We start from the raw sequence: 12,866 nt of genomic DNA, 5'->3' as shown, positions 1-12,866 counted from the left end.
CCCGACTGGCGGTGGCTGTTGCGCAGCGGCGGGTGCGGCGGGAGCCTATTATGGCTCGTCCTGCGTGCAGGTCGTGGACGCCTACGCCCGGGTCACAACGCGCTGCTGATGCGATGGCGCGAGGAAGATTGGCGCCTGCACGATTTGCGCTAGAGTGTGGCCGGGAGGCGGTTACTCTCGTGGAGAAAGCATGAGCGGGCGCATCGCTATGGCCCCGATCAAGTCAAGCTGGCCGATCATCGTTGCACGTCTCAGTCTGTGTTTGCTGGTCTGGGGCGCAATGGTGCCGGCGGCCCTTGCCGCCGATCGCAACGAGCCAAAACGGCTCCTGCTGCTCCATTCCTTCGGCCGGGATTTTCGTCCTTGGAGCGAATATGCCCGGAGCATCAAGGCCGAGTTCGAACAGCAATCCTCGTTTGCGCTGGACATCCAAGAGCACACGCTTCTCTCAGCGCGGTTCAACAGTCCCGGACCGGAGGCGCCGTTCGTCGATTATCTGCGCTCGCTTTACCGGGCCAGTCCGCCCGACCTCGTGATGAGCCTCGGAGCGCCGGCGGCGCGGTTCGTTCAGAAATATCGCGAGCAGCTCTTCCCGGATACACCGCTGGTGATGACGGCGGTCGAGCAGCGGCTGGTGAACCGGGGGGCACTGACCCAAAACGATGTCGTCATTCCGGTTCGCAACGACTTCACAGCATTCTTCGGCAGCATTCTTCAGGTGTTGCCGGAAACCCGGACCGTTGCCGTCGTCATTGGCGCCTCGCCGCTGGAGAAGTTCTGGCTCGACGAAGTCAAACGGGAGGCTAAGCCCTTCGAGGACCGGTTCGAATTAATCTGGTACGCAGACCTGTCGTTTGAGGAGATATTGAAGCGCGCCTCCACGCTGCCTCCACATACGGTGCTGTTCTGGCAACTGATGTCGGTCGATGGTGTCGGCGTCGCCCACGAAGGTGATCTAGCATTGCGCCGGCTGCACGCGGTCGCCAACGGGCCGATCTTCTCCTATCAGGAAGCATTTTTTGGCCGCGAGACCGTCGGCGGCCCGATGCACTCGATATCCGAGTCCAGCAAGGCGACTGTCAGCGCGGCGCTTCGCATCTTCGCGGGCGAAAAGCCGGGCGACATCAAGATCGAACCGATCGGATTTGCCGCGCCGAGATACGACTGGCGCGAGATGCAGCGTTGGGGCATCAGCGAGAGCGATTTGCCGACGGGAAGCGAGGTTCTATTTCGCGAGCGGGGGCTCTGGGAAAGATATCGTTGGCAAATGGCAATGATCGCAGCAGCGTTCCTAGTCCAGGCCGGGCTGATCAGCGGGCTACTCCACGAACGTCGCCGGCGCCGTCTGGCGGACGTCGAGTCGCGGCAGCGCCTGGCGGAGCTCGCGCATCTCAGCCGCTATGCGGCCGCCGGGGAGATGACGACCTCCATCGCGCACGAGCTGAACCAGCCGCTCGGCTCGATCCTGACCAACGCCGAGACGGCGGAGCTCATGCTGAAGAGCGCCTCGCCGAACCTCGATGAACTCAGAGCCATCCTGGCCGACATCAGGCGCGACGATCAGCGGGCAAGCGAAGTGATTCGACGGCTGCGCAGCATGCTGAAAAAAACGCCCTTTGAAATTCGAGACATTGAACTAAACAATACCGTGCGGGATGTCATCGGGTTCGTCGCAGATGTGGCCAAGGGACGCGGCGTCGTGTTGAACTACCTTCCGGCGACGGCCGAACTTCGTGTCCGGGGCGATCCGATTCACCTGCAACAGGTTGTTCTCAATCTCGTTGTCAACGCCTTGGACGCGATGTCCGAAATTCAGACAGGCAAACGCGAAATCAACGTAACGACGAACGTTTCCGGTGCTTGGGCGGAGATCCGGGTTGGCGACACCGGCGCCGGCATTGCGACGGATGATCTCAAGAGCATTTTCAATCCATTTTTCACCACCAAGCCGCAGGGCATGGGCATGGGCCTGGCCATAGCCCGCACCATCGTCGAGGCGCACCACGGCACGATTTCCGCCGCGAACGCGCCCTCCGGCGGGACGCTGTTCAAGATCAAGCTCCCGATCGCGCGCCAGGCTTTCGCGTTGCAGCAGCACGATTAGCGCAGCCGGGACGCAGCCATTTCCCTTGATCTTTGTCAAAGAACGGTCGGGCCGCGGACCGATCCTCCAAATTGTGACTCCGATGGAGGATGTGATGCTTCGCTGTGCCAGGACCGTGATCGCGCTTGCGCTGTTGATGGCCATCCCGTCCGTCGCCTCGGCGCAGACGGCCGACAAACCTGCTGCTCCAACCGCTCAGCCGCAAGCGGCAAGCCAGGCGCCAAGCGCCGAGCTCCTGAAGCCCGAGCAGCTCGAAGCACTGGTGGCGCCGATCGCGCTCTATCCTGACGAGCTGCTGGCCAATGTGCTGGCCGCGTCGACCTATCCGCTGGAAGTGGTGCAGGCCGATCGCTGGCTCAAGGAACACAAGTCGCTGAAGGGCGATGCGCTCAAGACCGAGGTCGAGAAGCAGGCCTGGGACGACAGCGTCAAGGCGCTCGCCAGCACGGCGGACGTTCTGACGATGATGAGTGACAAGCTCGATTGGACCAAGAGCCTGGGTGATGCCGTGCTCGCGCAGCAGCCGGACGTGATGGATGCGATCCAGCGATTGCGCACCAAGGCCTATGACAACAAGAAGCTCGTTACGACCAAACAGCAGAAGGTCAGTGTTCAGACGCAGGAAAACAAGCAGGTGGTCGTCATCGAGCCGGCCGAGCCGGGAACGATGTACGTGCCGTACTACGAGCCGGCCACCGTTTACGGGGCCTGGCCCTACGCGGACTACCCACCTTATTACTTCGGGTATCCGTCCTATATCGGCGCAGGCGTGATCGCGGGGGGGCTCGCTTTTGGGACCGCCTGGGCGATCGGACGCTGGGGCAATTACTGGGGCGGCGGCTGCAACTGGGGCAACCGCAACGTCTATGTCAATCACCGGACCACCAACATCGGAAATGGCTGGCAGCACAATCCGGCGCACCGCCAGGGCGTGCGTTACAACAACACCAATGTTCAGCAGCGTTTTGGCAACAACAATCTGAAGGCGGGCGCCGCGGACCGGATGGATTTTCGCGGCCGCGACGGCCAGCCGGTACTCAAGGATCGTCCGGGCGCCGGTGCCGCTGATCGTGCAGGAGATCGAGCGGGTGACCGCACCGGCGACCGCGCGGGTACGCGGGACCGGCCCGGTGGCGGCGATCGCGCCGGCGCTGCGGACCGCGCCAAGGGGAGTGCGAAGGGCGGAGGCGATCGAGCCAAGGGCGGTGGTGACCGCGCCAAGGCCGCCAACCGCGGCGGCGCTGGTGCCGGCAACCGCGCAGCGTCTGCCAATCGCGGTGGTGGAGGTAGCCGCGGCGGTGCCATGAACGTTTCCTCTGGCCGGGCGGCTGCAGCGGCCTCCGCCCGCGGGCGGTCGAGTATGGCGAGCATGCCCCGCGGTGGCGGTGGGGCGAGCTTCGCCGGGCGTGGCGGTGGCGGCATGTCTGCCGGAGGCGGCTTCCGAGGAGGCGGCGGCGGACGGGGAGGCGGCGGCGGCCGGCGCTCCGACATTGCGCTGAAGCACGATGTCGTCTTGCTCGGCTATCTCGCCAACGGCCTCGGCTATTACCGCTTCAGCTATCTCGGCAGCCACAAGGCCTATGTCGGTGTCATGGCGCAGGAGGTCGAACGCGTGAAGCCGGAGGCGGTGACCCGCGGCAACGACGGTTATCTGCTTGTCCACTACGACAAGCTCGGATTGAAATTCCGAACCTACAGCGATTGGCTCGCCCGTGGTGCGAGGATCCCTGCGGAGGTCGCGCCATGAATGTTCTGAAGTCACTTCATCGCGCGGCGTTGCCAGGCATCATGGCGCTGGTACTGCTGAGTTCGACGGCGCCCGCGCAGCAATCCTTTTCTACGCCCGAGGATGCAGCGGCAGCGCTTGCCTCTGCGGTCAAGGGAGGTCCGGCCGATATTCTCAAGGTGCTCGGCAGGGCTGCTGACGACATCGTCTCGTCCGGCGACGAGGTCGCCGATGCAGACATACGCCAGCGCTTCACGTCGATGTATGATGCCAAGCATTCGATCAAGGCGGAAGGCAACAAGAAGGCCACGCTGATGCTGGGGCCGGACGACTTCCCGTTCCCAATTCCACTCGTCAATGCAAAGAGCGGCTGGGAGTTCGACACGGCCGAGGGACGGATCGAGGTTCTCTATCGTCGCATCGGCCGCAACGAGCTCGACGCGATCCAGACTGCGCTCGCCTATGTCGATGCCCAGAATGAATATGCCGACAAGGATCGCGGCGAGGGCGTGGGCGTCTACGCGCAACGCATCGTCAGCAGCCCGGGCAAGAAGGACGGCCTGTTCTGGCGCGACGATAGCGACCCGAGCCCACTCGGTGCACTGGCGGCGGAAGCCTCGGCCGAAGGCTATAAGGCCGGAAGTGTAGAGCCGAGCCCATATCATGGATACTATTTCCGTATCCTGAAGGGGCAAGGGGCGGATGCGCCCGGCGGTGCTCTCAACTACGTCGTCAAGGGCAAGATGATCGGTGGCTTCGCCCTGATCGCCTGGCCAGCCGAATACGGCAATTCCGGCGTCATGACCTTCCTGGTCAATCACGCTGGTACCGTCTACCAGAAGGACTTGGGAGAGCGCACCGAATCTATCGCCCAGCGCACGACGCTGTTCGATCCGGACCAGACCTGGAAGAAGGTCGATGCCGCAAAACCCTGAGAGCAGCAGGCGAGCGTGGCTGCGTTGGATTGCCCGGTACCTGGCAGCAATCGCGTTGCTCGCGTTCATCATTCCCGCCACGCCGTCACATGCGCAAGCTAGTGGTCACGTCGAGGTCAAAATCGTGAAGGCGGGATTGCTGATCGGCGGTGGCGCCGGCAGCGGGGTACTGACCTATCGAGGGCGCGTCTATCCCTTCAGGGTGTCGGGCCTGAGCTTCGGCATCACCGCCGGCGCAACCGTCGGGCGACTGGCGGGGCGGGCGTCAGGCATCAGAGAGGTGCGCGATTTCGCCGGCACCTACACCTCCGTCGGCGGCGGAGCCGCCCTCGTCGGCGGCATCAACGGCGCTCACCTGCGCAACGAAAAGGGCGTCACGATCGTGCTGCAAGGTCCCAAGGCGGGCATGGAATTCGCCGCCAATCTCAGCGCAATCACGATTACGATGAGATGAGGCGGTTTTGAAATGGTGCTGTCGCCGGTCCTGCGCAAGACCGGATCACATCTCGCGTCATGTCGCGATCGGACTTGCGAGCGTCTTTGGGAGCAGTCAGGATAAGCGAGCTACGGTAATCAATTCCAAACCGGAAGACGCTGATGCGAACACTCTTTCCATTCTGTGTCGCCCTGGCCTGTCTCTGGGCAGCGATGACCCTGAGCTCGTCCAGCGCGAATGCAGTATTCTGGCGTGGCCTGACCGCACCAACCAACATCGACTACCACGGCTACACAATCATCAAGGAGCCTCGGCCAAGCCCCTGCCAGTGGATACGGGTCAACGGCTATTACGTCCGCCAATGCGTAGGCTAGCTGCTGTCCGTGCTTCGTGTGAAGTGCCGGCGATTGGTCATCTCGGTGCTGTCCGCTATTCAAGGTCGGGAATGGCTGGATTCGGCCGATCGGTAGAACAGAGCGCACCGACATTGGCGGCTGAATAGCGCCCTCAGTCCGCGATTGCGTTCAACTCCTCAACGCTCTCTCTGCGATCGACAACGCCGTGCATCGTCAGGCCCACGATGGCTGAGCGATCGGCAAGCGCCAGCGCGTTGTCGCGCGTCGACCGAACGCCGGCCACTCGGCGAAATGGTTAATCGAGCGAGGAGTACCCCTTATGCTCCGCATCACCCCTCTATGGAGCACGCGAAACCCTCCGAGCGAACATTATAAAAGAATCCAGTTGGCGCAGGGGTTTTTCGCCAACGAACATTCCGAAGTCTGTCATCTCCAAGGAAGGGATCCTCCTATGTTGACGTACTATATTGAGACGAGAGAAGCGTTGAAGCGTCTGCGCACGGACCAGGACGGCGTGGTGTCGTTCGAGTACATTATCGTCGCAGTTTGCATCATCGGCGCAGTCTCGGCTGTGTTCGGTGGCGGAGCTGCCGGCCAGATCGGGCTGGCGCTGGGGGGCGGGATCACCGCTATCACCAACGCTTTCACTGCGGCTGTTTGATACGGCCATCTGAAGCCAGAGGGGGGCATCGGAACGTGTCCCCCTCTTGAATGCGCTCCTTCCATTTTTGGTGTGCCTTCCTCCTCTTTGAGGCATGCATTTTCATGAGCTGGATTTCTTACATAGCCTCGATACTGGAAATTCTGTTGTTGCTGTATGTCGCAACGCTCGATGTCGCGACCCGCTTGATCCGCAATGACATCTGCCTGGTGCTGGCGCTCCTTGGGATCGCCGGTCAACTTGCCAGCCCGATGCAGCTCGTCGAATCGCTGATTGCCACGACGATCCTGTTCTTGCTGCTGTTCACGATTTACCAGCGCGGATGGATTGGCGGCGGCGACGTCAAGTTGCTGGTTGCTTTGTCGATTGGTCTGCCACTGGCAGGTGTGATGCAGTTGTTGACGACAACCACGTTGGCCGGCGGCGTTCTTGCCCTTGTGCATCTGATGATGCGCGTCCTGCCATATCCGAAGCTGGCGCCGGTCGGATCGTCGTTCGCACGCCGCGTCTATGCGATCGAGCGGTGGCGCCACGTGCGACACGCTCCCCTGCCTTACGGCGTAGCCATAGCGTGCGGTGGCATCTGGACCATCTTGAGCAAAGGATTTTGACATGTCGTCCGCGTTGCGTCTCTCAATCATCCTGGTGCTGTTGCTCGCAACCACTGCGTTCGGGTTGATTGCCTACAACATGAACCTGCCGAAGCAGGTTCCGGTAGCGGTCATGGAGCAGGGGCCGGCGCCTCCTTCGACTGTCGGGTATTTTGTTGCGGCACGTCCGCTGTCGAAAGGTACATTGGCCCGCGAAGAAGATTTCGTAGTACGCTCGGTGCCGCCTGAGCGGCTTCCGGCAGGGGCGATTCTTGAAACGTCCGACTCGAAGGCCGGACTTCCCGGCTCTCTGGTTCGCAAGTTCGTCGACGCTGGCAGTCCGATCACTTTGCAGGACGTATTGCGACCGCGAGATCGGGGTTTCCTGGCCAGCGTCCTGGCACCGGATAGCCGTGCGATCAGCATCAAAGTGGACGAGGAGTCCGGCGTCTCGGGGCTGATCAGGCCGGGTGATTATGTCGATGTCCTACTGACCCAGGTGTTCGAGAAGGCAGATCCCGCGCGTCGGGCCATGAGCGAAACCGTTCTGGCAAATGTTCGAGTCATTGCGATTGACCAGGAAATTGTGCAAGGCGGGCGAACCATAACCTCGGTGGCCGGCAAGCAAGCGCAAACTGTTTCGTTGGAGCTTGCGCCAGACCAGGTCAAGAAGGTCACGGTCGCAAAGCAGATCGGTACGCTCTCCCTGGCTGTACGGGCAGCAGTCGAACAGTGGGATACGGTGGACACTGGCGCCATGTCCAGCTGCGATGTGTCGCCGGAAATCGCCCGCCAGAACGCAATTGCCGGCCGGACTGCAGCGATAGTCGTTCATTCTGGCGGACAGACAAAGCAATACTCAGTCAAGAGACAGGACACCGGCGACGGCGACACCATCGTCAACTGCGATGGGTCGGAAGTTTCCCGCCGGGGTGCGACGATGGTGGTTCAGGCAGGCAAGTTGCTGGAGAAACGTTGATGAGCGTTAACATTGCAGTCGTCAGTTCGCCTGAAGAAGCTCCATCGGTAGTAGCACGCAACCGGATCGTCTGTTTTGTAAACGACGAGCTTAGTGCTGCGGCGCTGCGCAAGGGCCTCGAGGGCAGCAACATATCGATCAAGCGTGGCACGATCCGCAATGCGATACGGATGCTCGAAACCGACACCGAATTATTCGCATTGGTGGCGGACATCAGTGGAATCGATGATCCATTTGACGAACTAGCAAGGCTGGCCGGCGTCTGCCCACCCGATGTCCGGGTGGCTCTGATCGGTGAGAGCAGGGAGATCACCTTCTACCGCGAGCTTATGGAACTCGGCTTGACCGAGTACCTGCCGAGGCCGCTCACGCGGGACATGGTGCTGGACCAGCTCCGCCCGAAGCTGCTTGGCGACGTGACGCACGGTTCGGTTGATCGTGGCGGACATGTGATCTCGATCTGTGGTGCGCAGGGTGGTGCCGGCGCAACGAGTATCGCCATCAATCTCGCGCTGCAGCTTGCCGAGACCACCAAGGCCAAGGTCGCGCTGCTCGACCTTCATCTGCAAGGCGGCGAAACGGCGGTGATGCTGGGTGTTCAGCCCGGACCAGGGCTGCGCATCGCATTGGAGAACCCGATGCGGGCGGACACGTTGTTCCTCGAGCGCGCCGCAATCGAGGTCAACGAGCGGGTTTGCCTGATTTCCGCCGATGAGGAGTTGGATGCGCAGCTCGACATCACTGAAGCGGGCGTGAGGCACGTGTTGGGCCTGCTCCGCCAGCGGTTCAATTACATCGTTGTCGATGTTCCGGTCCCGTTTCCGCCGTCCATCCATCCGGTGATCACTCTTTCTCGTCACGTGCTGGTGCTGCTGGAAGCCGAGGTAACCGGACTTCGCAATGCCCATGCACTGCGCGCCGCCGTCACCAACATTGCCGGGAAGGATCGGGTCTTCACCTTGCTCAACCGCGCCGGTCGGCCCGGGGGCCTTCCCAGGGCTACGATTGTCAAGGCTCTGGGCGCAGAGCCGGACATGGTGGTTCCCGATCTCGGAAAGGGAATGACCCAGGCTGTCAATCTCGGAATTCCAGCGCTGAAGCACGTATCAGGACTGCGACGTCACCTCGCCCCGATCGTACGGGAGATCACGGGGCTCGGCGTCGAGCGAAAGGGATGGGTGAGGAGGTTGCTCGGACTATGAAGATCTTTGGTAGGCGCGACGACGATACGCCAGCTCGTTTGCCTGCATTGACGCCGTTGCCTGCGTCGATGCCGAGCTTGCCTGCATCCGGGCCCAGGCACGAACCTTCGCTTCCGCAGCCCCTGATGTCAGCGTCGCTCCGCGAGCGGGTCATCGAGCAGATTGAGCCAGCGGTGGCCGCGACTGTTTCGCGCGATGTTCTTCGGCGGCAGATCGAGGAAATCATCCATGGAATCGCCAACGAGGAACGGCTCGAGCTTTCGGGGCGTGAACAGCTTCAACTGGCGGATGAGATTGCGGACGACATGACCGGCTACGGGCCGCTGCGTCCGCTTCTGCTCGATCAATCGATCAACGACATCATGATCAACGGACCGAGCAACGTTTATGTCGAACGAGCCGGCAAGCTGGAGCGGGTCGCGGTGCGATTCCGCGACAATGATCACATTGCATCGGTGGCGCAGAAAATCGCCGCGCAAGTTGGTCGGCGCATCGATGAATCCAGTCCGATGGTGGATTGCCGCTTGCCGGACGGCAGCCGGGTGAACATCATCTTTCCGCCGCTGGCGATCCATAGCCCCTGCATTTCGATCCGAAAATTTCCGAGCCGCCGTCTGGACCTCGCCGGGATGGTCGAAAACGGCTCAATGACCGCGGCCGTCGCACAATTGCTGGAGATTGCCGCCCGATCTCGGCTCAATGTTCTGGTCTCGGGCGGCACCGGGTCCGGCAAAACGACGCTGCTCAACGCCATGAGCCAGTTCATCGATCACAGCGAGCGCGTCGTCACCATCGAGGATGCGGCCGAGTTGCAGCTTCAGCAGCCGCACGTGATCAGCCTCGAGACCCGGCCTCCCAGCCTCGAAGGCACGGGGCTGGTGACACAACGCGATCTCTTGTGGAATGCCCTGCGCATGCGTCCTGACCGGATCGTCGTGGGTGAGGTGCGCGGTGCTGAAGCGTTTGACATGCTGCAAGCAATGAACACCGGCCATGATGGTTCGATCTCCACGGTCCATGCCAACAGCGCCCGCGATGCCCTGACCCGCATCGAGAACATGGTACAGATGGGACAGGTCAATCTGCCGTCGCGGGCCATCCGAACCCAGATCGTCGCTGCGCTGGATATCATCGTGCAAGTCGAACGCATGCGCGATGGACAGCGTCGCATTATTCAGATCAGCGAGGTGATAGGCCTGGAAGGGGACGTGATCACCACCAATGACATCGCAGCCTTCGAGTACCACGAAGAGGATGAGCACGGGCGGATATCGGGCACCTACAGGTCCACCCTGGCAGTCCCGAAATTCAAAAGCCGTCTTGTCTATTTCGGGCTTGATCGCGCTTGGGCCGAGGCCGTGAGGGAAATATGATATCGGAGTCGGTGATCTTCGCTGTTCTGGCACTCGCGATGTGCGCGGCAGTCAGTTCGTTGTGGCTCGATGGTCGAGAACGACGCATGCAGCGCCAACTGGCGATAGCTCTACCGGCCTCCCATCCGGCCAACCTGCCATCCATTCGCCGGTCGGAGACCGGAGCCCGGTCCCTGTTTCTCCGCCGCCTGGCCAATTACAGGCCCGAGATGGTTCACACCTGGCATCCGGCGTATGTGCTAGTTGCCGCCGCCATCACGGTAGCCGCAATCTTTTATGCTAACGGCCAGCTGGGATTCTCCATTCTCTACGCGTCTGTCGTAGCTGCAATTGCTGCCTTGGTGGTCGTGCGAGGTCTGTTCGGATTGCAGCAACGTCGCTTCGCCGTTCAACTTTTTCGACAGCTGCCTGACGCGATCCAGCTGGTGACAGGTACGGTTCGATCGGGTCTGCCTGTGCATGAAGCATTTCGCACCATCGCGCGCGAGATGCCGCAACCAACGGCTGGGCAGTTTGCCATCGTATGCAGCGAAATGAATCTGGGGAGAGCTCCGGAGGAGGCCGTCGAAGCAGTCTATCAGCGATCGCAAGTGGCGGAGTATGCGATGTTTGCGGTGACACTCGCAGTCCAATTGAAGTCAGGCGGCAGCTTGGCCGAAACCTTGCAGACGCTGGGAGACACCGTGAGTCAGCGTGTTGCGCTGGCGGCTCGCGCCAAGGCACTGGCAGGAGAGGTGATCTTTTCCTCACGAGCACTCGCAATCTCGCCCGTGATTGCGGGTGGGGTGCTCTACACGGCCAATCCGCAGAATGTCGATCTATTGTTCTCTGATCCGACTGGAAACAAGCTCCTTGCTTACGCAGTGGCCTCAGTGCTTGTCGGGCACCTGGTGATAAGTTGGATGGTCAGACGGGAAACAGAACTATGACCTTTGGTCTCAGTTTGGTGGCTCTCGCGTTGGCAGCTGGGACGGCGACCTGTGTGTTGATCATCCGCGAGATGCACGTCCGTGCATTGGATACACGGGTGTCAAACGCCGTGCTGGGCATGCCTTACCGGTCAGCACCCTTCCAGGACGTGACCGGTTGGTTTTCATGGCTCGGCATGCGGTATCGGCGCTTCTACGCCGAGGAGAATCTGGATCAGCTGCGAACGATCCTTCACTCATCCGGTTTCAATCATCATCGAACCTTGCCGACCTGGATCGGCGTCAAGGTCGTCAGCATGTTCCTGTTCCCGGTCATTGCGCTGCTTCTTGCGAAGCTTTCGGGAAGGGCACTTGCCGATGTGGTGATCTTCACGCTCATGGGCGTGGTGGTCGGAATTATGGGGCCGCGCTTGATTCTGTCGGTGATGAAACGGCGTTTTGATGCCGCCATTCGGCAAGGCACGCCGGACATGATTGATTTGCTGGTTGTGTGCAGCGAAGCGGGAATGGGCATGGAGGGCGGGCTGGGACGTGTCGCGGAAGAGATGAAACCGTCCAATCCCGCCATGGCCTGGGTGTTGCACCGTCTCCTTGAGGATCTGCGGATGCTGCCGAATCGCATCGACGCATTCGATAATTTGGCAGCTACCTCAGAGGGGCTTCGCCGGTTCGGCACAATGATCAGCCAAAGCCTGCAATACGGAACGCCGTTGAGCCAGGCGCTACGCAGTATCGCCGTCGACCTGCGGCGGGAACGTATGACCAAGCTCGAAGAAAGGGCGCACAAGTTGGGCGCCAAGCTGACCATCCCGATGGTGCTGTTCCTGCTTCCGGCCATGTTCGTCATCATGGGAGGAAGTCCCATTCTGCACCTCGTGCGTTCGTTCGCCAGCTTCGGGAAGTAGCCATGAGCACAGTCGCCCTGTCGAAAAACTGTTCTTACGATCGGATCATGCAACTGTTCGGCAGCCTGTGGTTCATGCTGCTGGCACTTTGCGTCGCCATCAAGGTTGGGTCGTCGCTTGCCGATCCATGGCCATCGCTTCTGTCGGGCTTTTGCCTTGGCATTTTCTACGTGCTCCTGGCGCTGTTGATCATGACCCGCTCGCCGGCAAAGGCGCACGCAGATGGCCTGCTTCCAAGAATAGCGGCGTTCGTCGGCAGCTATTTGCCATGGACCATCAGCTTCCTGGGCAAGACCGACGAAACGCTGCCAAACCTAGCATCGACAGCCTGCGTGCTGGTCGGCACGATCATGATGCTTGTCACTATCCGGCATCTAGGTCGATCGTTCAGTCTGGTGCCACAGGCGCGTTCGGTGGTGCAGACCGGTCCGTATCGATGGATCAAGCACCCGCTCTATGCCGCAGAAGAAATCGTGGTGCTGGGCGTCGTGCTGCAATACCTGACACCGGTCACGGTGATCGTGCTGGTCCTGCATATCAGCATCCAGGTATGCCGAATTCTTTACGAGGAGGACCTGCTTCGACGCACTTGCCCGGAGTATTCCAGCTACGAAGCGTCGCGTTGGCGAATGGTCCCTTATATTTGGTGAGTGGCTATGCGTGGCCGAAT

At 61.0% G+C, this 12,866-nt stretch carries 12 protein-coding genes; all 12 read left to right on the top strand.

Translation table 11 applies throughout. The features are described 5' to 3' along the window. Positions 1-190 precede the first annotated feature (190 nt). The 12 genes from ACFLEY_RS28960 (at position 191) to ACFLEY_RS28905 (ending at position 12,846) form a co-directional block, all read left to right on the top strand. On the top strand, positions 191-2,104 hold the full coding sequence (locus ACFLEY_RS28960) for a HAMP domain-containing sensor histidine kinase (protein WP_039184186.1): 1,914 nt from the start codon (positions 191-193) through the stop codon (positions 2,102-2,104). A gap of 94 nt (positions 2,105-2,198) precedes the next feature. Next, positions 2,199-3,851, top strand: coding sequence for a DUF3300 domain-containing protein (locus ACFLEY_RS28955; protein WP_211433532.1), 1,653 nt, complete (start codon positions 2,199-2,201; stop codon positions 3,849-3,851). Continuing rightward, the gene (locus ACFLEY_RS28950) at positions 3,848-4,765 is read left to right on the top strand and encodes a DUF2950 domain-containing protein (protein WP_028171950.1); all 918 of its coding nucleotides are present in this window, start codon (positions 3,848-3,850) and stop codon (positions 4,763-4,765) included. Before ACFLEY_RS28955 ends, ACFLEY_RS28950 begins: the two co-directional genes overlap by 4 nt. After that, positions 4,749-5,219: a hypothetical protein gene (locus tag ACFLEY_RS28945; protein WP_028171949.1), complete on the top strand. Its 471-nt coding sequence runs from the start codon at positions 4,749-4,751 to the stop codon at positions 5,217-5,219. Before ACFLEY_RS28950 ends, ACFLEY_RS28945 begins: the two co-directional genes overlap by 17 nt. A 789-nt stretch (positions 5,220-6,008) precedes the next feature. Further along, complete coding sequence (locus ACFLEY_RS28940; protein WP_028171948.1) at positions 6,009-6,218, top strand: hypothetical protein; 210 nt, start codon at positions 6,009-6,011, stop codon at positions 6,216-6,218. A gap of 104 nt (positions 6,219-6,322) precedes the next feature. Next, positions 6,323-6,829, top strand: a complete 507-nt coding sequence (locus ACFLEY_RS28935) for a prepilin peptidase (protein ID WP_060911416.1) — start codon at positions 6,323-6,325, stop codon at positions 6,827-6,829. 1 nt (position 6,830) lies between these two features. Then, the gene (cpaB, locus tag ACFLEY_RS28930) at positions 6,831-7,787 is read left to right on the top strand and encodes a Flp pilus assembly protein CpaB (protein WP_060911417.1); all 957 of its coding nucleotides are present in this window, start codon (positions 6,831-6,833) and stop codon (positions 7,785-7,787) included. Then, positions 7,787-8,989, top strand: a complete 1,203-nt coding sequence (locus ACFLEY_RS28925; protein WP_060911418.1) for an AAA family ATPase — start codon at positions 7,787-7,789, stop codon at positions 8,987-8,989. Before cpaB ends, ACFLEY_RS28925 begins: the two co-directional genes overlap by 1 nt. Further along, the gene (locus tag ACFLEY_RS28920; protein WP_060911419.1) at positions 8,986-10,362 is read left to right on the top strand and encodes a CpaF family protein; all 1,377 of its coding nucleotides are present in this window, start codon (positions 8,986-8,988) and stop codon (positions 10,360-10,362) included. The genes ACFLEY_RS28925 and ACFLEY_RS28920 overlap by 4 nt, the downstream gene beginning before the upstream one ends. Before the next feature lie 86 nt (positions 10,363-10,448). Further along, complete coding sequence (locus ACFLEY_RS28915) at positions 10,449-11,291, top strand: type II secretion system F family protein (RefSeq protein ID WP_249162844.1); 843 nt, start codon at positions 10,449-10,451, stop codon at positions 11,289-11,291. Further along, positions 11,288-12,196, top strand: coding sequence for a type II secretion system F family protein (locus tag ACFLEY_RS28910; protein ID WP_028171942.1), 909 nt, complete (start codon positions 11,288-11,290; stop codon positions 12,194-12,196). The genes ACFLEY_RS28915 and ACFLEY_RS28910 overlap by 4 nt, the downstream gene beginning before the upstream one ends. Positions 12,197-12,198: 2 nt before the next feature. Further along, positions 12,199-12,846, top strand: a complete 648-nt coding sequence (locus ACFLEY_RS28905) for an isoprenylcysteine carboxylmethyltransferase family protein (RefSeq protein ID WP_028171941.1) — start codon at positions 12,199-12,201, stop codon at positions 12,844-12,846. Positions 12,847-12,866: the final 20 nt, after the last annotated feature.

Origin of the sequence: Bradyrhizobium sp. YCK136, assembly GCF_044570075.1 — a bacterium.
In the GTDB taxonomy this organism is placed as follows: domain Bacteria; phylum Pseudomonadota; class Alphaproteobacteria; order Rhizobiales; family Xanthobacteraceae; genus Bradyrhizobium; species Bradyrhizobium diazoefficiens.
Note: the sequence above shows the minus strand (reverse complement) of the source record. Positions and strands in the feature narration are given on the sequence as shown.

What these genes read in the sequence shown, in the direction of transcription:
- ACFLEY_RS28960 (WP_039184186.1), top strand. Translation starts at nt 191, where the DNA reads ATGAGCGGGCGCATCGCTATGGCCCCGATCAAGTCAAGCTGGCCGATC.
- ACFLEY_RS28955 (WP_211433532.1), top strand. Translation starts at nt 2,199, where the DNA reads ATGCTTCGCTGTGCCAGGACCGTGATCGCGCTTGCGCTGTTGATGGCC.
- ACFLEY_RS28950 (WP_028171950.1), top strand. Translation starts at nt 3,848, where the DNA reads ATGAATGTTCTGAAGTCACTTCATCGCGCGGCGTTGCCAGGCATCATG.
- ACFLEY_RS28945 (WP_028171949.1), top strand. Translation starts at nt 4,749, where the DNA reads ATGCCGCAAAACCCTGAGAGCAGCAGGCGAGCGTGGCTGCGTTGGATT.
- ACFLEY_RS28940 (WP_028171948.1), top strand. Translation starts at nt 6,009, where the DNA reads ATGTTGACGTACTATATTGAGACGAGAGAAGCGTTGAAGCGTCTGCGC.
- ACFLEY_RS28935 (WP_060911416.1), top strand. Translation starts at nt 6,323, where the DNA reads ATGAGCTGGATTTCTTACATAGCCTCGATACTGGAAATTCTGTTGTTG.
- cpaB (WP_060911417.1), top strand. Translation starts at nt 6,831, where the DNA reads ATGTCGTCCGCGTTGCGTCTCTCAATCATCCTGGTGCTGTTGCTCGCA.
- ACFLEY_RS28925 (WP_060911418.1), top strand. Translation starts at nt 7,787, where the DNA reads ATGAGCGTTAACATTGCAGTCGTCAGTTCGCCTGAAGAAGCTCCATCG.
- ACFLEY_RS28920 (WP_060911419.1), top strand. Translation starts at nt 8,986, where the DNA reads ATGAAGATCTTTGGTAGGCGCGACGACGATACGCCAGCTCGTTTGCCT.
- ACFLEY_RS28915 (WP_249162844.1), top strand. Translation starts at nt 10,449, where the DNA reads ATGCAGCGCCAACTGGCGATAGCTCTACCGGCCTCCCATCCGGCCAAC.
- ACFLEY_RS28910 (WP_028171942.1), top strand. Translation starts at nt 11,288, where the DNA reads ATGACCTTTGGTCTCAGTTTGGTGGCTCTCGCGTTGGCAGCTGGGACG.
- ACFLEY_RS28905 (WP_028171941.1), top strand. Translation starts at nt 12,199, where the DNA reads ATGAGCACAGTCGCCCTGTCGAAAAACTGTTCTTACGATCGGATCATG.